This window comes from Peribacillus sp. NPDC097895, assembly GCF_050277555.1.
Classification (GTDB): Bacteria; Bacillota; Bacilli; order Bacillales; family DSM-1321; genus Peribacillus.
Genome location: NZ_JBNNSH010000006.1, coordinates 176042 through 195165, shown reverse-complemented (window position 1 = coordinate 195165; position 19124 = coordinate 176042). Strand labels below are relative to the sequence as shown.

Sequence of the window (19124 nt, the reverse complement as noted above, 5' to 3'; positions counted from 1 at the left end):
CTCACTAAAAAAAAAAGCCTGACATTGCTCTTTAATTGGATAGTTTGCCTTTATATAAGCTCTTTCAAGTATACCTATCCTATTAGTTCCTTAAGAACATCTTGAAGCAGGACAATTGTTAGCTGATTTAGGATTTCTTAAACATAAAAAAAAGCCCACAGCTAGCCATCTCGACCTCCCTTTTCCTAAATTAGCTAATTAAGTGTTTAACTATCATGTCTTGGGCAAATAAGAATAAAAGCCATCCTCCCATTCCTAGACCTAATGAAACAAATAAGTGAATTGAATGCTGTAGTGCTATCCATATTATCACCAACATAACAACTGTTGCCGGTATACCCCATACCACACTTAAAGCAAATTTACTTAATGTTTCCATCTGTTCACCTTGTATATATAGCCATAAAATACTTAAAACGCTAACGATAGGTAATGCAGCAATGATTCCGCCTTGAGTAGGATATCTTCGTGAAAAATCTGTAATAACCCCAATGATAATAGCTGATACGATGATTTTAACGATTGTAAACATCTTTTGCTCTCTCCTTCATTAATGTAAATGCTTCTAAGATGAGTTGCCTTTCCTCATGACTCATTTTTTCAAAGAGAAGTTGTTCAAGCTTTTCTTCATCGAGACTGGAATGTCGGTGCAAAACATCACTTCCCAATTCAGTAAGCATTAGAATCACCTTACGCTCATCCTTGATGCTGCGGGTTTTACATACATACTTTTTCTCTAATAAGCGTTTAATATGTTCTGAAGCGGTGTTATGGGACACTTGAATGGCTTTAGCAATTTCTTTTATCCCCACTTCATTTTCTTTTTGAATAACTTGCATGATCCTTATGCTTTGGTGAGTGATTTTTTCTTGATGGGTATAACGCAATTGATAGTAAATATCCGTCCAAAGTTGATTTACCTGCACAATTTCTTTCAACATTTCATCCCTCATTATATCGTATTTTAAGAATATACCTTATAATACGATATATATGAATGGAAAGCAATTTCTTCAACAAACAAAAAAAGTTATGCACATAGTCAGGAGAAAGATTTGAAGAATAAGGATTTTCCCTATTCCCCTTCCTTTATCCACAACTTGTGCACAACTTTATTGAAATTTCTTCACGTACATCTGAAAAGCACTCATGATTTTTGCGATTATCTTCATTCTTAATTGAACCGATACGGCTTCAATTGTTATGGGGCCACCTTTTCATCCTATGAAGTAATGGACCATCTGAATGATTATTTTCCCCTATTACAAAATCCGTCATATAGTAGGTCAAATATTGTCCATACTGATTATTCGTTTTTAACAATAACTCATCTACATAATAAACCCCTTTTGGGATTTGATCCATTAGCAGCACCGATAAGGCAGCATATATACCGCAGGCCACTTGAAAGTATGTGGCATTGGTTTTGTATTTGGAAAAGATATCGGCATTACTTAGTACATTATACATATAATGCTCTTTTTGTTGATAAACAATAAGGACACCTACTAGATCTTCCCCTTCAAGTTCGTCTTTAAGCGGATCGAGAACCTCCATTTCATGGTCCCATAATTGATCTACGTCATCCAGTTTCGAGCGGATTAACTCCGTCGTATGGTCATTTACCTTATATAAAAAGCCGCCTTCCATATCAAACAATTTGCCCAAGGTATATACTTCTTCATGAGGCATTAAACAACCGTAAAACTGCTTGTCCCCTAGAGTGACTTTGAAATCCACATCATAAACATTTTCATATAAAAAGAGCGGCGTATGGTGATTCATAAACATCGGGTAGCTTGATATGGCCTCATCCAGAAAGCCTTCGGGCGACCAAGTTGTATAAATGACGTCCTTTTTTGCCTTCGCTTTGTCCTTAAAAAAATAATTGTCATGCTCTACAATATAACAGCCAAGCGGACGTTCCTCTGAATCTTTCTTTAAAAGTTCAATGGCCATCCATTGAACCACACCTGGATTCATTCCCGAACCAATGATGGCTGTTGAATTTGAAAATTGATCTTTATACTTTTCAAAATGCCTGAATCGATCAATTAAAGGAAATCCATGAGATAATTCTTCCTTTTCATCGATCGTTGTTTTTTCTAAAGCGGAATTAATATAATTTACGCCTAATGCATTACAGCAATCTAGTATTTCAACCGTATCCGCCCGTGATAGATCTATTACACAAAATGTTTTTGTGCTTTCAAGATGCTTAGTAAACCTCTTTATATCTTTTAAATCAAGTTGATGTAATACAAAGTGATTTTTTAGCTGTGGAAATAATTCAAGATAATATTTTTCTTCTTTTTGTTTAATATCGATTAAATGTAAAGTACAACTAGAAATAAAATGATGGATTGGATCCTTCTTATCAATAACTGATTTATTCAATATGGAAAGTATTGATTTTGCGGCCCCTCCCGCACTTCCTAGAATGGTTATCACCTTTTTGTTATCATCCATTTCTACACCTCGTCACCTTTTACTTTAAACTATGTAGTTTAGGATGAAATGCAATGGACAAGTATCATTTATTCTTGAATTGAGCAATATGTACAAGCTATTTTCTCTACCATTTTTAAAAAAAGAAGCAGAAAGGCAGTTTCCTCCCAACAAAAAAAGTCTTGCGCAAGATTAGGAAAAAGAAAAAAAATAAGGACTTCCTCATTTCTCTTCCTTTGTCCACACTTTATGCACAACTTTACATTTCATTCGGATCTATTCCCTCTAACGAAACAGTGCCCCATAACCTTTAGACTAAATTAGATTTCCATGCCCCATCTATTCTTTTCGGTTTCCTTCATCTGTTTTTCCGTTTTCTCGGGATGGACGGTACGGAATTTATGGTGGTCAGCAGGGATGATTTCAATCATCTTTTCAATCATGTCTCCCGGACCGAATTGGTTCTTTAATCCCTCTTCTTGCTTTTTCATATCCTCCGCTTTTGTGATTTCCGTTGTGGCAATTACCCGGTGACCCCTTTTTTGCATGTCCGAGTGCGGCGCCTCTTCCAAGCCCGCTGCCCGCGCCAGTAATGAAAATTGTTTTGGCCACCTTCCATTCATCCTATCAAAGTTCTCTACTGTTTCTATTTCCATAAACGAATGACATAAACCATTAAAACGTTCTATTAAGGGGAAAATGATAGATATCACCCTAATTCCTGCATCTATTATCCTGATATGAGTAATAATTAACAAGAAGAGATACACCAAGGAAAAAGGAGAATCGCTATGAATTTTAAAAATATCACGATTGCCGGCAGCGGTGTTTTAGGTAGTCAGATTGCATTTCAAACCGCTTATAAAGGATTCAATGAAGTTGTATGCAGGAGCAGGAGATGTCATTGGACCATCTCCCGTTATTTCATTAGTGTTCAAAAAAAGACCCCGAAATCAGGGTCAATTGATGATGTGCATGTTAAAATAGTGATATTTTGATTGAACCTTATCCCCTATATTTATAAGCTAACCCTTTTAAGAAATTCCTGGCGAATTTATCCCCGCACTCTTTATAATTTCTATGACCAACTTTTCTTAATATGGCGCTTAATTCTCCTTTGGTTATCATGACTCCTGCTTCTTCCAAGATATCAATCATATCCTCGCTTGTTAATGTCAGCGCGATTTTCATTTTCTTTAGCAGAATATTATTCATGCTTTCCTTATTCTTTGCAGTAGGTGCCGGGTTTTCTGGCTGGCCGGGTTTTGGTTCTTGTTTCCCTCTTTTAAAAATGATCAAGCCATTTAAAAAGGACTCCAACATCGTATTGTTACATTTTATACCTTCATCATCTATATCATCTTCGTCGTACTCATCATAGAAACCGTCTTTCGGCTTTGTGAGCATCTGCATGACTTCTTCTCTTGTCACTTCAATATCCCCGAGTTTAAATATCTCTACCATATCTTTATTTTTTATATCCAGCGCATATCTTAAACGAATTAATATATCATGATTATGCATCCATAAACCTCCTGTATATTTTTCTTTTTTCATAGTACCTTCATTATTTCACAAATGGATGGGAATAAACGCAGCTGAAAATCCTGGAACCATTTACGGATTCCCGGATCCATCTGCCTATTATTTTCTTTTTAGTTTCGTGACTACTTCCACATGTGCAGAGTATAGGTTGCAACACAAGGGTGCTGGTGGGTTCATTACATTCTTAACACCTTTTTCTTTCAGAAAACAGACTTTATCAAAACAAAAGTTGCCGGCTGCAAAGAAACTTGTGAGAGCTACATCGTTTCACTGTCCCCGTCCCATCAACATTCTTTTCCAAAGTTATCAAGCAATGCACGCACTTCATCTGTTGATTTCGTGTTCATTAATTGATTTCTTAATTCACCTGCTCCACGGAATCCTTTGACATAAATTTTGAAAAAGCGATGAAGCCCTGTGATTGAACGTGGCAGCACTTCCGCATATTGATCTTGAAGATCAAGCTGCAGTCTTAAAAGATCAAGGTATTCTTTACTGCTATGCTCTTTTGGCTCTTTTTCAAAAGCAAAAGGATTTTTAAAAATACCTCGCCCGATCATAACGCCATCAATACCATATTGTTCAGCAAGCTGCAGCCCAGTTTGACGGTCTGGAATGTCTCCATTGATTGTTAGCAGCGTATTTGGTGCGATACGGTCACGTAATTTTTTGATTTCCGGAATTAGCTCCCAATGTGCATCCACTTGGCTCATTTCTTTTCTTGTACGTAAATGAATAGAAAGGTTCGCAACATCCTGTTTTAAAATATGCGTTAGCCACTCCTCCCACTCATTTACATCTTCAAAGCCAAGTCGTGTTTTCACGCTGACAGGCAGTCCGCCCGCTTTTGCTGCTTGAATAAGGTCTGCCGCAACGTCTGGACGCAGAATAAGGCCACTGCCTTTCCCTCTCGATGCCACATTCGGTACAGGGCAGCCCATATTAATATCGATGCCTTTAAACCCTAGCTCGGCCATGCCAATACTCATTTGGCGGAAATAATCGGGATTATCCCCCCAAATATGTGCCACCATTGGCTGTTCATCTTCTGTAAACATCAAACGGCCACGCACACTTTTCATACCCTCTGGATGACAATAGCTATCCGAGTTTGTAAACTCTGTGAAAAATACATCCGGTCGACCGGCTTCACTTACTACGTGACGAAAAACAACATCTGTCACATCTTCCATTGGTGCAAGTACAAAAAATGGTCGTGGTAAATTACGCCAAAAATTATCTATCATTTCAAACTCAAATCCTCTCACTATGGATACAACTTCAAACTCTCGGTCAAAAAATATAAAGCCCAATGTTCCACTTCTTTTAACACTTATATCATGCTTAATAACTTATTATCAAACACAAGTACATTTGGACATTTATAATTTGTGAAAAACTATTGTAAAAATCGGCAATGTTTATTTTAACGAAAATCAGTCCTGAATGGTATATTCTTCTTCAAAATCTAAAGGAAGTGATAGACGATTCATATTCTTCATCAACACTCTCCAAACCATATTCAATATAAATTTGTTAATCCGTTACAAATAGAATAAGGAAAAGGCAACTCCCGTATAGGGTTAGTTGCCTTCTTTTAAAATGAGTTGCGAGACACACTCCACATGGCTCGTCTGCGGGAACATATCCACAGGCTGCATGGATTTTACTTCGTATAATGCGCTCAATTCTTGAAGGTCCTTCGCCAAAGTAGACGGATTGCAAGATACGTACACAATGGTTTTTGGTTTTACGTTCAAGATTGTTTGAAGTAAGGATTGGTCACAGCCAGATCTTGGCGGGTCGACGACCAGCACGTCCGGTTTCCAGCCTTCTTTCGTCCAGCGTGGAAGGATATTCTCGGCTTTGCCTGTTTCATAGTATACATTGTTGCGATTATGTTTTTTTGCATTTTTCTTGGCGTCCTCAATCGATTCTTTAATAACGTCCATTCCTCTGACTTCCTTGGCATTTTCAGACAGCCATAGTCCAATGGTTCCAACGCCGCAATATGCGTCAACGACTTTTTCCGTGCCGGTTAAAGCTGCTGCTTTTTTCACTTCATCATATAAGCGAACGGTTTGGACCGGATTAAGCTGGAAGAATGTACGGGCTGAAAGTTCATATGATAGGTCACCCAATGTTTCGTTGATGACTTTTTCGCCTGCCAGGTGAATCGTTTTTTCCCCAAAGATAAGCGACGTGTTTTGGTTGTTAATATTTTGAACGACTGATTTCACTTCAGGCAGTTGGTCACGTATTTGTTTAAGCAGCTGATCCTTTTGTGGAATTTCCTCTGCTCCTGTAACAAGGACAACCTGCACTTCGCCTGTTTCAAAGCCTACCCTTGTGATGACTGTACGGATTACGCCTTTTCTTTTTCTTTCGTTATAAATCGAGATGTTCAGGTTCTTCAGGATCTTTTTCACTGTACGTGTAACCTTATTTGTTGCCTTATGCTGTACAAGGCAGTTCGGGATATCGATCAGTGTATGGGAATTCAATCCATAAAGGCCAGCAATCAATTTACCATCTTTTTGGCCGACTTGGTACTGACTTTTATTGCGGTAATTCCAAGGATCTTCCATACCGATCGTTTCTTGTATATTTAATGAAGAAACCGGGAAATTCGAATGACGTTCCATCGCTTGAATGACGATATCACGTTTTTCAACAAGCTGCTGGTTATAGCTTAAATGCTGTAACTGACAGCCACCGCATTCTGCGTAAACCGGACATGGTGCTGCAATGCGGTGCGGTGATTCTTTCCGGATGGTTTTAATTTTCGCCTCGGTAAAGTTTGGTTGTACCTTTGTGACCAATGCTACAATTTCTTCACCTGGTAAGGCTCCCGGGACGAAGACGACTTTCTTTTTGAAATATCCGACTCCCTCTCCGTTAATGCCTAGCCGTTTAATGGTCAGTGGAAGGGTTTGGTTCACTTCTAGTTTTGTATCTTGAATGTTTGTCATTTCTTTTCACTCCGTTTTTCGATGCTTCTCCACAAATAGAGGGAAGCGTAGCTTAGATATGGAGACCATTTAACACTATAGGTTTCCATTTCTTCTTGAGTTGGCTTTTGCGGTAGGCCATATAGTATTTTCAAGGCATTTTGAATGCCAATATCGGCTTTTGGAAAAAGGTTCGGCCGTCCGAGTCCAAAAAGCAGGAAGTTTTCAGCCGTCCATCTGCCGATCCCGCGTATTTTTATTAGTGTATCCATAACCTCTTGATCGGATAGGTTTGCCATTAAATCAAGATTAAGATGACCTTGAATGATTTGCTCGGAAAGTCCGATCACATATTCGGCTTTCCTGCCACTGAACTGAATGGCCCTTAATTGCTCGATTTTTAGTTGGGCGGTTGTTTCCGGTGTCGGATAAAACCATGCCCCATCTATCTGATGGCCGAATGTTTTTACGAATCTTTCTGTGAGCGTATGCGCAAAAGATAAGTTTAACTGCTGATGTATAATGCATTTGACGAGGCAACTGTAATAATCAAAGTCCAAGACTATGGCTGTACCGCGGTGCTCTTCGAAGATTTCCCGTAAATCGGATTCCCGGAAATGCTGGGAAACCCCTTCTAATGGTTGATGCCAATGAAAAACCTTTTTTAACCGTTCGATTGCTTTAGGCTTGTACGCCTCCGAATGGCCTTTAATGATAAAAACTGGTTCTTCGATATTTCCTATTGCCTGAACCTCCAAAACGATAGGTTCTTTTTCTATATATAGCGGAACTTTTACCGTCCTGTTAGTAAAATCAACTACCTGAAGTGGGTCTAACGATAATCGTTCGAGAACTAGATCGAAATTATATGGTCCTTGGACCAGTAATTTTTCAGTCCACACAAGCGATCCATCCTTTAGCAGTTTTCCACGTATTATAGCATGTTTCCTGAAATATTACTTGAAATTGAGGAGAATGGAAAAAAGCGGGACCTGTATTTTCCCTGCAGGACCCGCCTTTTATTAATAAAGCATTCGGTTTGGCAATTGTTTTTCAATCATTAAATCATCAAGGCTCCTGAATGTGTACCCCTGTTTTTCAAGATCCGTCAAAATCGAGTCCATTGCCTCCGCATTATCTTTGGATACGGTATGCAGTAATAAAATTGCGCCGGGATGAATCTGCTTAAGCACTTCATCATGAGCGAACGCAGCACCCCTTTGTTGGTCAACGATCCAGTCTTTATAGGCGAGTGACCAGAAGATGTGGTAATATCCCTCTTCTTTGGCAACCTCCATGGTTCTTTCATTAAACACCCCACGGGGCGGCCTTAAGTAATTCATCCCTTGTTGCCCAGTTAATTTTTCCGTAGCTTTTTTAACCCGCTCCAGCTCGGTGCGAATGACATCGTCCGTTACACTGGTCATATCAGGATGGTTCCATGAATGGTTCCCTACGATATGCCCCTCATTCGCCATACGGACAACAAGCTCTGGTGCCGTTTTTAAGTAATGACCCGTGACGAAAAAAGCGCCAGGAGCCTTATGCTTCTTCAGAACATCTAGAATTTGTGCTGTATAGCCATTTTCATAACCGTTATCAAATGTTAAATAGATAGCTTTTTTCTTCGTATCCCCTTTATAAATCGCATCATATTTAGGCAGCATCTCATTGAAGTTTTTTCCAGCATCAGCTGGTGTCCCATTTTTCCCTTTATTGAAACCCCAGTTATAGGACTCCGCCAAAGCCGGGCTTGCCAAAGAGCAGATCAAGCATATAAAAGCTGATAAAATCACGATTTTTTTCATTGGAATATCCCCCATGTCCATTTTTCTTAGTGTTTGGAACATGTAGATTTATATGCATGTTATTGTGAAGGTCGAATTCCTCTCGCTTTAGGTCGAATTATCAACCCGAAGGTCGAATTCTTCTCGCTTTAGGACGAATTATCAACCCGTAGGTCGAATTATAACCCCATAGGTCGAATTCTTCTCGCTTTAGGACGAATTATAACCCCGTAGGTCGAATTCCTCTCGCTTTAGGTCGAATTCCTCTCGCTTTAGGTCGAATGATTCCCACTTGCGTGCGAATCCAACATACAAACCTGATTTCACCACGCAAAAAAGGGCCTTTCCTCCGAAAAGGATTGACCCCCCATGTTATTTTATCCTTTAAATAGCGCTTGTGCCGCCTTCCAAACAATGACGATTGCGAAAATGATAACGATTACAATTCCGACTACGTCTAGGAAAGTTTCAAGACCGGAGAAGATCGTGTTTGCTACAGGAAGTTGGATGAAAGCAAAACCGGATAACATGGCAATAAAGAATAAGAAATAGCTATTCTGCATGAAAATCCCCCCTTTCTCTTCTAATGTATGTGCGAGGGTTCCAAAAGATTGTACTTTTTTGAGGTAATTATCGCCTTTTTTTTCATATACATTAGCAAGGGGGCGAATGCGATGCTGGAATGGATAATAACCATAGGTTTTATTGGTTGTCTTGGTTTAGGTGCTGGAGTGTTTGTTCATTTTGTAAAAAGTGGATTGAATTTAGAGGATTCATCAAGGATTGATCCATTGCCGGATATAGAGGATTAAGGATAAAAAAGACGCTCAACCGATTGGTGAGCGTCTTTTTCCGTACTATTATTTAAATACAGGCTCTTTGAATTGAGCAAGTTTTTCCAATGATGATTGTTGAACATCTTTATGCAGGCTGTTTCCATGTGAATCCATGGTAACCACAGCTGTAAATCCTTCAACGTTCAGATGCCACATTGCTTCTGGAATACCAAATTCAGTGAAGTTTACACCTTCGACGGATTTAATGCAGTCTGCATAATATTGAGCAGCACCGCCGATCGCGTTTAGATAAACGCCACCGTGTTCGCTTAGGGCTTCTAGTGTTTTTGGCCCCATTCCGCCTTTACCGATAACTGCACGTATACCAAATCGTTTCATGATATCGCCTTGGTACGGTTCTTCACGAATACTTGTAGTTGGTCCCGCAGCCTTCACATGCCATTTACCTTCTTCGTCCTTCAGCATTACTGGTCCACAATGATAGATGATTTGTCCATCGAGATCGATTGGTGCTGGGTTTTCAGACAAGTGCTTGTGGATTGCGTCACGGCCGGTATACATTCTACCGTTAATATGGACTACGTCCCCAACTTTCAATTCACGGATTTGTTCTTCCGTAATTGGTGCTTGCAGGGTGATTTCACGGGAAGCTTCAACGTCTGTTTCTACAGCTGCTGCCACTTCTTCCTTTGCGGCTTTTTCTGCTTCTAGAGCAAAGTCGATTTTCTCACCATCTTGATATAACCATTCATTAATATCGCCTGTTTCTGGATTCACTTTCACTCCTAAACGGCGGAAAGCCCAGCAGTTGTAAGCAACGGATACGAAAAAGCTTGCCGGGATACGGTGCATGACACCGATTTTACAGCCAAGCAGCGTGGTTTCCCCGCCAAAGCCCATCGTGCCGATTCCTAATTCATTGGCTGTCTCCATGATGTAATCTTCAAGTTTACGAAGATCCTCATTCGGATTCACATCTTCATTACTGCGGAAAAGTTGAGCCTTTGCCAGATCATATCCGGATGAACGGTCCCCTCCGATACCTACTCCGATGAAGCCTGCACTGCAGCCTTGTCCTTGAGCTTGGTACACAGAGTGAAGGATACATTTACGGATCCCGTCCAAATCACGGCCCGCTTTTCCCAATCCTTCAAGTTCCATAGGAAGACTGTATTGGATATTTTTGTTTTCACAGCCGCCGCCTTTTAAGATGAGACGGACATCAATATAGTCTTTTTCCCATTGATCGAATTTCATGACTGGAAGACCTTCCCCAAGGTTATCCCCGCTATTTTCACCCGATAAAGAGTCAACGGCGTTTGGACGAAGCTTTCCGCCTTTAGTCGCTAATATGATTGCATTTCGGATTGCTTCTTTTATTTCAAGTTGGTTCACGCCAACTGGAGTTTTAATTTTGAAAGTCGGCAGACCAGTATCCTGACAAATCGGTGATACATTGTCGTCTGCCATTGTAATATTATTCGTGATCGTAGCCAAGCTCAACGCAGAACGAGTACCTGCATTTTCACGTTGTTTTGCGCCTTTGACTGCACGACGAACATCCTTTGGAAGATTCGTTGAAGTTTCAACGATTAGACTGTACATGCTTTCTTGGAATTTTTGAATATCCAAATTTCTCTTCCCCCTCTTATTTCCCCTAGATTTAATCATTTCCCCACTTCTCTATAAAGAGCGAATGATACAACACCCGTTTTATTATACATCTAACATAATCTTTCGAAAACAAGTAATTCATTTTCTTAAAGTTAAAAGCAATCTGGCTAAAATGGATTAAGTCGGCAAGAATGGCTCCTGAGAATGAAATCATTCCCAATCATTACCTATTACGGGTTATGATTATCTAACTAAAAAAGGATGACGCTAACTTGCTCGTCATCCCTTCATGAATATTAACCTGGAAAAAATCATACTATCGAAACAGATATTATTCTTCTTCGCGCGTTTTGAATTGTTCAACCTTACCTTCCAAATCATCTAACATGCCTATTAAGCGGTCTATATCTTCCAATTCAGTATTTTCTGGTTCGATATGATCAAGAACCTCCATGAACATCGTGAGGCGTTCTTTTAAGTATGTTAATTGTTCGTTTTTACCTGTAATGGATTTTCCCATGAGGCACTCTCCTTCCGTTCTTCTTTCATCGTAACGAAATCCGCTTGAATGTGCAATGGCAAGCTAAAAATACAGCTCTCCACCATTTGACAATATTTGTCCCCATTGTTCATAATGGGTTAGTGCATTATTACGTAAGGAGTTATAAATATGGCTATATTCAAGCAAGATCTTTTAACACCAATTACACCCAAGTATGACCCTTGGGAAGCATATATGGACGTTGAACAATATGGAAAGCTCAGTCTGACCAATGTGGAATTCACCACCACCACTCTTTGTAATATGCGTTGCGAACATTGTGCTGTCGGTTACACACTTCAGCCCAAGGACCCGGATGCCCTTCCTCTTGAATTACTGATTCAGCGTCTTGATGAGATTCCTTTGCTTCGTTCCCTCAGTATAACTGGCGGAGAACCGATGCTATCAAGAAAACAAGTGAAGAATTATGTATTGCCTTTATTGAAATATGCCCGTAGCCGTGGGGTTCGGACACAGATCAATTCCAATTTGACCCTTGATTTGGAGCGGTATGAGGAAATCATCCCTTTTTTGGATGTCCTGCACATTTCCCATAACTGGGGAACAATCGATGAATTCATTGATATCGGCTTCGCCATGATGGATCGTAAACCGTCCCGGGAACAGCGAAAGAAATTATTTGATAAAATGATCGAAAATTCACGTGCCCTTACAAAAGCTGGTGTGCTCGTTTCCGCAGAAACGATGCTTAATAAACGTACCTTGCCGCATCTTGAGCATATCCATAGACAGATAGTCGATGAAATGGGATGTCAAAGGCATGAAATTCATCCGATGTATCCAAGTGACTTTGCATCGGCACTTGAAACGTTATCATTGGAGAATATGCGTGAAGCGATTCATCATTTGCTTGATATCCGTGATGAAAATGTCTGGATGCTTTTTGGAACACTGCCATTCTATCCTTGCAATAACAACAAAAAGGATTTAGAGCTGCTTCAACGCCTTTATGGTTCACATAAAGTGACCGTTCGGAATGACCCTGATGGACGCTCTCGGTTAAACGTCAATATTTTCACCGGGGAAGTCATCGTGACAGATTTCGGAGATGCACCTACTTTAGGTAACATCATTGATCGGCCATTGACCGAATCATATGACACATGGATGAACTCAAAACTTGCCAATGAATTGAACTGCCACTGCCCGGCGGTAAAATGTCTAGGCCCGAATGTTCTTGTCAAGAATGCTTACTATCCTAAGGAAGACTTCAAGATCAGGAAGTCGATCATATGAGAAAAAACTCGCCAATCCGGCGAGTTTTTCTATTTTACCTGGGTTGCTGCGAGACTGTAAAGCTGAAGGAAACATGGTCTTGAACCGGTATCCATGCCCCGATGCCTTGTGAAGTGATATTTTTGATCGTAATCGTTCTTTTATTACCTGTTAGGTTCAAATATACTTCCCCATATGTGACCTTCCCTTTTTCATTGACGGCGGAAGCATAACTGGATAAGTAACCGATCCTATTTGAAGCAACATTGTATACTTCATCTTTTTTGGTACCCCCTCCAATGATCGTTTCGAAAGCCAATGGCAAATGGGTCTTTTCCGTGGCTTTTAACAGCATCATTTTTTGAACATCCTCTGACTTAGGGATTTTCGCTGTCAGACCTCCGCTTACTGCCTTTTGACTTTCCTGGACGTAACGGATCCTGTATGGAACTTCACCGCCGCGATTATCATAGTAATTCATGTTGATTTTTTGGTATTCCCAGTTTGGAGCCGTTTCTGATGACTCATAGTTCAAGGCCCAATGGCCAAGATAAATGGTCGCTCTGTAACCAAAAGCAAGCGGAGCCTTTGCAACTGCTGATTCATTCAACATATGAATGAGTTCTGGATTTTCAATTTTTATATCCGACGAACTAATCAATTGTTGGGCAAACTTACTCGGCTGCAGCATCGGGAGATCCTGGGTCGGGTTCGGATACGTATTCTCCTTTGCTATATTCAATACGGAAGGCGGGATATTCACCTTATTCGGTGTTTCTTTATCCCTTGGTTTATCGGCTGCAAAACTTACATTCGCCTGAATGAAGGCAATTAGGGCAATCATCGTAATAAGAATAATTCTTCTCATGCTGTAGCACTCCTTTTGAAGGGTTCAATCATTTTGTTTATAGATTTTGTTTTTAGTCAACATTCTATACATTTCAATACGATGTCGATTTTGTAATATATTTGTAAAGTTCAGAATATTTACTTTTCTATACAAATCGTTTATAATAAATTTACATTATAAAAAGGAGGCGAACTCGTTCATACCTATTACAACTTCAGGAGGTATGCTTATCGATCAATCCATGACACCCTTTTCAAGGATGACAGAAAACGAATTCGCCTATACTTAAATTTGATGTAAAAGGATGGTGTGACACTCTAGAATATTTCTCAACTTTTACAAAAGCATGATGAAAAATTTTGGATTAACTTATGAATGGTAATTTACTAATATAGAAATGACTCTGCTAAATCTAACCTGAGCAGAGTCATTTTTATTTATAAAAAAAACCTTCCTAGTCGGAAGGTCTGGAAATCTTATAATAAGTAAAAACCAATCCCCATAATGAAGTAAGCAGCTAATAGTGTAAGGCCTTCAAACCAGTTCGTTTCCCCGTCATTGGATATCATGATCATCAGAAAGACAGCTGAAACCATTGAAATCAGCTCTGGCCATGTAAAAATAAGCGGCATATGTGTCGGATACATTAACGAAACCAGTACGAGGACAGGTGCTACGAACATCGCTACTTGCAGTGTGGAACCAACTGCAATCTCAACAGCGACATCCATTTTATTTTTATAGGCCATTATGACAGCGGATGCATGCTCGGCCGCGTTACCTACAATCGCTACGATTATGACACCGATGAATAACTCCGTCCACCCGAAGGTTTCCCCCACTTCACTGAACGTATGGACAAGTTTTTCCGATACGTACGCAACAGCCAGAGTAGCAACAGCAAGTATTGTTATCGCCTTTTTCTTGCTCCATTCCGGTTCTTCCTTTTCATGTTCCTCTATTTTCTCCGTATGCTGATATACCCCGCGGTGAGTAACCAATTTAAAGAACAATGCAGCAAGATATAACAGGATCAAAATAATGGAAATTCCGACACTCAACGACATCGTGCTTGATGCACTCATCTTTTGTGTGAACACTTCCGGTATCACGAAGGCTACAATAACAGCAAAGATTAACAGACCGGCATTATGTCTTGCATCGAATACATTAAATTTCTGCCGCTTGTATTTGGTTCCGCCAATAAAGAAGGAAAGTCCTGCCACCAATAATAAGTTTCCTAAAACCGAGCCAGTCAAAGATGCCAATACGACACCAACCAGCCCCGCTTTCAATGAAAAGATGGATATGATCAATTCGACTGCATTACCAAAGGTTGCATTCAAAAGCCCGCCAATCCTTGGACCCATAACAATCGCCAAACTTTCCGTCGCACGGCCCATGAAGCCCGCTAGTGCAATGATTGTTAAGCAATATACGATGAACATGATTACGCTCGGCCAATGCAATAAAGAACCAATGACAGATATAGGGACACCTATTACGACAAGTCCCAAAAATATTTTATTCACGATACTTCTCCTCACAATCTTCTATGTTCTTTTTATGTAACAAAAACTATCATACATAAACTTCGGACATTGACAAAGGTAAATTTTATCATTGCTCCTCATCTTGTCAATATTTACCCAAATTTCTATTGCTTAATCCTCTTCCTAGGATGTAACATCAACAAGGTAATCAATTCTTAGGAGACATGGATTTATGAATCAAAAATTGCTTATAACTGTTTTAATCTTTATGGTCGGCATATCAGGTTTTTCTCAAGGAATGCTTTTACCGATCATTGCCATCATTTTTGAAAATGACGGGATCAGCTCTTCCTTAAACGGCTTTCATGCTGCGTCCCTTTATATCGGGATTCTGTTGATTTCTCCTTTTATGGAAGCACCACTCCGTAAATATGGATATAAGCCATTGATATTATTTGGCGGAATGACAGTCATCCTTTCACTTGCCTTGTTTCCTGTATGGAAATCATTCTGGTTTTGGTTCGTGCTTCGTTTCTTTATTGGAATCGGGGATCATACGCTTCACTTTGCTACCCAGACATGGATCACCGCTATTTCACCTAAAGCAAAGCGCGGAAGGAATCTTGCCATCTATGGCCTTTTTTTCAGCCTTGGCTTCATGGTTGGCCCGATGATGACGAAGCTTCTCGAAATCAATCAGTCTTTGCCCTTCATCATCACATCCGTACTTAGCCTGCTCACTTGGTTAACGGTTTTCCTAATTAGAAATGAGCTTCCTGAACAGGATGAATCTGAAAACACATCATTCCTTGGCACACTCAAAAGGTTTACGAAAGTGAACCGCATAGCTTGGGTCGCTTTTTTACTTCCATTAACCTTTGGCGTGCTCGAAGCATCATTGAACAGCAATTTTCCAGTATTTGCTTTGCGATCCGGAATCGACTTAACTGCAGTATCCATTATCATCCCTGCATTTTCAGCTGGTACTCTGCTTACACAGATTCCTCTAGGAATGGTTAGTGACCGCTTGGGCCGGCGAAAAACCTTGCTGATTATCCTTTTTTCGGGATTCATCATATTTACACTGGCAGGGGTTTATTCCCATTCAGTGCTTGGCCTTTTCATCTGCTTTATGCTTGGCGGAATGATGCTGGGTTCGACTTTCTCGCTAGGAATCAGTTATATGGCAGATCTTTTGCCTCGAAATCTTTTACCTGCAGGAAATTTGTTATGCAGTATCTTCTTTAGTCTCGGAAGCATCGGCGGACCATTTTTGGGTGGCTTGGTCATTGAACATATACAAGGGGGGAATTTTTTCTATATGATCAGCATCATGCTTTTCCTTGTCTTTATTTCATTAGCCCGGTTTAAGGAAAAAATGCCTGCAACAGGTATGTAGTATAGTTTATTATCTGAACAACGCCATTTATTATTCAATTTGTTGGAGTTTATCAATAGTGCCTTTATTGAAATAAATGGCACTTTATATTTTTTACTAGATTAGAATCATTCTTCTTTATTTTTGAATAGGATATGTGGTAATATAATAATAGCAAAAAGGGAATCACGTATACAAACCTCTAAAATCATTGCTGTCATCGCAATTACGATGGCAGCTTTCATATTTTATCCAGAGATTTGACGTTGATTATCTTTCTCAATTACACGATATGCAAATGATAATCTATATCAATTACACAAAAATAGAGAAGAATGTGGGAGGGAATCTTATGACTACAGATACTAAACATTTAACCCAACCGGCTGCGTGCAAAACCTCTTGGTTGGAAAAAGTAAAACCTCATTTAGAACTTATTGCTGCATTATTCAGCGGTTTATTAATAGTATTCGGATGGGCTCTTTCAAAGAATGGAATGGAGTCCACCTCCATCGTCATATACTTGGCTTCTTTCCTGATTGGCGGATATGCCAAGGCAAAAGAAGGCATAGAAGATACGATTGCTGACCGGGAATTGAATGTTGAAATGCTAATGATTTTCGCAGCCATCGGTTCTGCGATCATCGGATACTGGACAGAAGGCGCCATATTGATTTTCATCTTCGCTTTAAGCGGTGCACTTGAAACGTATACGATGAATAAAAGCCATAAAGAAATTTCGGCGCTTATGGACTTACAGCCTGAAGAAGCCCTGCGCATCACTAACGGATATGAAGAAACCGTATCCGTTTCCCAGCTGCATATCGGGGACCTGATTTTAGTGAAACCAGGTGAAAGAGTACCTTCAGACGGAAAAATCACGGACGGACGCACCAATATCGATGAAGCGGCCATAACTGGTGAATCCATTCCTGTCAGTAAATCACTGGATGATGAAGTCTTTGCCGGAACGGTTAATCTTCGTGGAACGATTACCGTGGAAATCACCAAACCAGCAAGTGAAACGTTATTTCAAAAAATAATCACTCTCGTTCAATCCGCTCAAAGCGAAAAGTCCCCATCTCAGCTGTTCATTGAACGGTTTGAAGGGACTTATGTAAAAGTTGTATTGACAGTTGTCGGCTTGATGATGTTCGTACCCCATTTCGTATTGGGCTGGAGCTGGACTGAAACATTCTACAGAGCGATGATCCTGCTCGTTGTTGCTTCTCCTTGTGCCCTTGTGGCCTCTATAATGCCAGCTACACTATCAGCCATTTCAAATGGTGCACGTCATGGGATTTTATTTAAAGGCGGCATCCATCTTGAGAATCTAGGTAACCTCCAGGCAATTGCCTTAGATAAAACAGGCACATTGACAAAAGGTAAACCAGAAGTGACGGATGTTATCATCCGCGAAGATTTAAACGAAGAAGATTTCTTATTTCATATTGCATCCATTGAAAATTATTCAAACCACCCTTTGGCAACATCGATCGTTCGTTATGCTAAAACGAAATTGAAAAAGGACATCATCAAACCTGATAACATGGAAGATATCTCAGGTAATGGGGTTCAAGCTTATTTCAATGGTGTACTTTGGCAAGTAGGTAAAGCTGATTTCGTCGGTCGTAATGAAGCAGAACAATTCCAAAATGGCGTTGCGCTGACATTAGCAGAACAAGGAAAGACGATCGTTTATGCAAAAGATGATAAAGGGATTGCCGGTATACTCACTTTGAAAGATGTTGTACGTGAAGAAACGATTGCTGCCATCGAAGCTTTGAAAAATGAGGGCATCCATACTGTCATGTTGACAGGGGATGGTGAAAAAACGGCTAAAGCGATTGCGGAGGAGAGCCATATAGATGCATTTATTGCTGAATGCCTACCTGAGACGAAAGTGAATGAAGTGAAAAAAATGAAAGAGCACTTCGGCACTGTAGCAATGGTTGGGGATGGCATTAATGATGCACCTGCTCTGGCCACTGCTTCTGTCGGAATCGCAATGGGTGAAGGAACGGATGTTGCCTTGGAAACAGCGGATGTTGTTTTGATGAAGAATGACCTGCCTCGTATCGCGGAAGCCGTCAAATTATCCAAGAAAATGAATCGAATCATTAAACAAAATGTCATTTTCTCGATTTCTGTCATCATGATCCTGATAGCATCCAACTTCCTTCAATTCTTAGACCTGCCATATGGCGTCATTGGCCACGAAGGAAGCACAATACTTGTTATACTGAACAGCTTAAGACTTTTAAGAAATTAAAAATGGAAAAGGAGCCCCTAGGGCTCCCTTTTTTTATGGCAATTTCATTTAGTGATATCCGTTTTTACCGTTTGCTGAACCTGATGTTTTATGGTTCGAACCTTTTTTTCCTTTTTGCTTTGTGCTGCCATCCTTTTTACTCATGAAAGAACTCCTCCCAAAGTTGTCTTTTCAAAAATAGTATCTGCAGCAGGTTTGTACGCTATTACGGG

Annotated in this window: 18 protein-coding genes and 1 pseudogene; 5 read left to right on the top strand and 14 right to left on the bottom strand. The window is 40.1% G+C overall.

Going from position 1 to position 19124, the window contains the following annotated elements; all coding sequences use genetic code 11:
- Positions 1-190: 190 nt before the first annotated feature.
- From ACQKMH_RS23455 to ACQKMH_RS23440, 4 genes are all read right to left on the bottom strand, one after another.
- Entirely contained in the window at positions 191-532 is a 342-nt protein-coding gene (locus tag ACQKMH_RS23455) for a DUF3147 family protein (RefSeq protein ID WP_427589760.1), read from the bottom strand.
- On the bottom strand, positions 516-941 hold the full coding sequence (locus tag ACQKMH_RS23450) for a MarR family winged helix-turn-helix transcriptional regulator (RefSeq protein WP_427589759.1): 426 nt from the start codon (positions 939-941) through the stop codon (positions 516-518). The genes ACQKMH_RS23455 and ACQKMH_RS23450 overlap by 17 nt, the downstream gene beginning before the upstream one ends.
- A 253-nt stretch (positions 942-1194) precedes the next feature.
- A complete protein-coding gene (locus ACQKMH_RS23445; protein WP_427589758.1) occupies positions 1195-2469 on the bottom strand; it encodes an S-adenosylmethionine decarboxylase related protein in 1275 nt (424 codons plus the stop codon).
- A 299-nt stretch (positions 2470-2768) separates the two neighbouring features.
- Positions 2769-3206: a hypothetical protein gene (locus tag ACQKMH_RS23440; protein WP_427589757.1), complete on the bottom strand. Its 438-nt coding sequence runs from the start codon at positions 3204-3206 to the stop codon at positions 2769-2771.
- Positions 3207-3239: 33 nt separating this feature from the next.
- On the opposite strand from ACQKMH_RS23440, the pseudogene ACQKMH_RS23435 reads away from it, so the two are divergent.
- Positions 3240-3332, top strand: a pseudogene (locus ACQKMH_RS23435) (3-hydroxyacyl-CoA dehydrogenase); the annotation flags it as partial.
- Between the two features lie 121 nt (positions 3333-3453).
- Here ACQKMH_RS23435 and ACQKMH_RS23430 read toward each other — a convergent pair.
- From ACQKMH_RS23430 to ACQKMH_RS23405, 6 genes are all read right to left on the bottom strand, one after another.
- Complete coding sequence (locus ACQKMH_RS23430; RefSeq protein WP_427589756.1) at positions 3454-3972, bottom strand: DUF1456 family protein; 519 nt, start codon at positions 3970-3972, stop codon at positions 3454-3456.
- A gap of 305 nt (positions 3973-4277) precedes the next feature.
- Positions 4278-5240, bottom strand: coding sequence for a tRNA dihydrouridine synthase (locus ACQKMH_RS23425; protein ID WP_427589755.1), 963 nt, complete (start codon positions 5238-5240; stop codon positions 4278-4280).
- A 336-nt stretch (positions 5241-5576) separates the two neighbouring features.
- The gene (gene rlmD / locus ACQKMH_RS23420; RefSeq protein WP_427589754.1) at positions 5577-6965 is read right to left on the bottom strand and encodes a 23S rRNA (uracil(1939)-C(5))-methyltransferase RlmD; all 1389 of its coding nucleotides are present in this window, start codon (positions 6963-6965) and stop codon (positions 5577-5579) included.
- Complete coding sequence (locus ACQKMH_RS23415) at positions 6962-7846, bottom strand: DNA-3-methyladenine glycosylase family protein (RefSeq protein ID WP_427589753.1); 885 nt, start codon at positions 7844-7846, stop codon at positions 6962-6964. The genes rlmD and ACQKMH_RS23415 overlap by 4 nt, the downstream gene beginning before the upstream one ends.
- 120 nt (positions 7847-7966) lie before the next feature.
- On the bottom strand, positions 7967-8752 hold the full coding sequence (gene pdaA, locus ACQKMH_RS23410) for a delta-lactam-biosynthetic de-N-acetylase (protein ID WP_427589752.1): 786 nt from the start codon (positions 8750-8752) through the stop codon (positions 7967-7969).
- A 356-nt stretch (positions 8753-9108) separates the two neighbouring features.
- The gene (locus tag ACQKMH_RS23405; protein ID WP_230160471.1) at positions 9109-9294 is read right to left on the bottom strand and encodes a hypothetical protein; all 186 of its coding nucleotides are present in this window, start codon (positions 9292-9294) and stop codon (positions 9109-9111) included.
- A gap of 111 nt (positions 9295-9405) precedes the next feature.
- On the opposite strand from ACQKMH_RS23405, the gene ACQKMH_RS23400 reads away from it, so the two are divergent.
- Positions 9406-9543: a hypothetical protein gene (locus tag ACQKMH_RS23400; protein ID WP_230160473.1), complete on the top strand. Its 138-nt coding sequence runs from the start codon at positions 9406-9408 to the stop codon at positions 9541-9543.
- A gap of 48 nt (positions 9544-9591) precedes the next feature.
- Here the strand turns inward: ACQKMH_RS23400 and ACQKMH_RS23395 are convergent, their stop codons facing one another.
- Together ACQKMH_RS23395 and ACQKMH_RS23390 are read right to left on the bottom strand one after the other, a co-directional pair.
- Positions 9592-11160, bottom strand: coding sequence for a fumarate hydratase (locus ACQKMH_RS23395; RefSeq protein ID WP_290370620.1), 1569 nt, complete (start codon positions 11158-11160; stop codon positions 9592-9594).
- A gap of 313 nt (positions 11161-11473) precedes the next feature.
- Positions 11474-11662, bottom strand: coding sequence for an SE1561 family protein (locus tag ACQKMH_RS23390; RefSeq protein WP_061143624.1), 189 nt, complete (start codon positions 11660-11662; stop codon positions 11474-11476).
- Between the two features lie 150 nt (positions 11663-11812).
- Here ACQKMH_RS23390 and yfkAB point away from each other — a divergent pair, with 150 nt between their 5' ends.
- Complete coding sequence (yfkAB, locus tag ACQKMH_RS23385) at positions 11813-12940, top strand: radical SAM/CxCxxxxC motif protein YfkAB (protein ID WP_427589751.1); 1128 nt, start codon at positions 11813-11815, stop codon at positions 12938-12940.
- 34 nt (positions 12941-12974) lie between these two features.
- On the opposite strand, the gene ACQKMH_RS23380 is transcribed toward yfkAB, so the two are convergent.
- Both ACQKMH_RS23380 and cax read right to left on the bottom strand, forming a co-directional pair.
- Positions 12975-13787 carry a YfkD family protein gene (locus tag ACQKMH_RS23380; RefSeq protein ID WP_427589750.1) on the bottom strand — a complete coding sequence of 271 codons (813 nt, stop codon included), beginning with the start codon at positions 13785-13787 and terminating at the stop codon, positions 12975-12977.
- Between the two features lie 458 nt (positions 13788-14245).
- Positions 14246-15304 carry a calcium/proton exchanger gene (cax, locus tag ACQKMH_RS23375; RefSeq protein ID WP_427589786.1) on the bottom strand — a complete coding sequence of 353 codons (1059 nt, stop codon included), beginning with the start codon at positions 15302-15304 and terminating at the stop codon, positions 14246-14248.
- 190 nt (positions 15305-15494) lie between these two features.
- On the opposite strand from cax, the gene ACQKMH_RS23370 reads away from it, so the two are divergent.
- Together ACQKMH_RS23370 and ACQKMH_RS23365 are read left to right on the top strand one after the other, a co-directional pair.
- Complete coding sequence (locus ACQKMH_RS23370) at positions 15495-16661, top strand: MFS transporter (protein WP_427589749.1); 1167 nt, start codon at positions 15495-15497, stop codon at positions 16659-16661.
- A 331-nt stretch (positions 16662-16992) separates the two neighbouring features.
- A complete protein-coding gene (locus ACQKMH_RS23365; protein WP_427589748.1) occupies positions 16993-18912 on the top strand; it encodes a heavy metal translocating P-type ATPase in 1920 nt (639 codons plus the stop codon).
- Positions 18913-19124: the final 212 nt, after the last annotated feature.

Coding starts and splice junctions, on each gene's coding strand:
- ACQKMH_RS23455 (WP_427589760.1), bottom strand. CDS start 532: ATGTTTACAATCGTTAAAATCATCGTATCAGCTATTATCATTGGGGTT.
- ACQKMH_RS23450 (WP_427589759.1), bottom strand. CDS start 941: ATGTTGAAAGAAATTGTGCAGGTAAATCAACTTTGGACGGATATTTAC.
- ACQKMH_RS23445 (WP_427589758.1), bottom strand. CDS start 2,469: ATGGATGATAACAAAAAGGTGATAACCATTCTAGGAAGTGCGGGAGGG.
- ACQKMH_RS23430 (WP_427589756.1), bottom strand. CDS start 3,972: ATGCATAATCATGATATATTAATTCGTTTAAGATATGCGCTGGATATA.
- ACQKMH_RS23425 (WP_427589755.1), bottom strand. CDS start 5,240: ATGATAGATAATTTTTGGCGTAATTTACCACGACCATTTTTTGTACTT.
- rlmD (WP_427589754.1), bottom strand. CDS start 6,965: ATGACAAACATTCAAGATACAAAACTAGAAGTGAACCAAACCCTTCCA.
- pdaA (WP_427589752.1), bottom strand. CDS start 8,752: ATGAAAAAAATCGTGATTTTATCAGCTTTTATATGCTTGATCTGCTCT.
- ACQKMH_RS23405 (WP_230160471.1), bottom strand. CDS start 9,294: ATGCAGAATAGCTATTTCTTATTCTTTATTGCCATGTTATCCGGTTTT.
- ACQKMH_RS23400 (WP_230160473.1), top strand. CDS start 9,406: ATGCTGGAATGGATAATAACCATAGGTTTTATTGGTTGTCTTGGTTTA.
- ACQKMH_RS23390 (WP_061143624.1), bottom strand. CDS start 11,662: ATGGGAAAATCCATTACAGGTAAAAACGAACAATTAACATACTTAAAA.
- yfkAB (WP_427589751.1), top strand. CDS start 11,813: ATGGCTATATTCAAGCAAGATCTTTTAACACCAATTACACCCAAGTAT.
- ACQKMH_RS23380 (WP_427589750.1), bottom strand. CDS start 13,787: ATGAGAAGAATTATTCTTATTACGATGATTGCCCTAATTGCCTTCATT.
- ACQKMH_RS23370 (WP_427589749.1), top strand. CDS start 15,495: ATGAATCAAAAATTGCTTATAACTGTTTTAATCTTTATGGTCGGCATA.
- ACQKMH_RS23365 (WP_427589748.1), top strand. CDS start 16,993: ATGACTACAGATACTAAACATTTAACCCAACCGGCTGCGTGCAAAACC.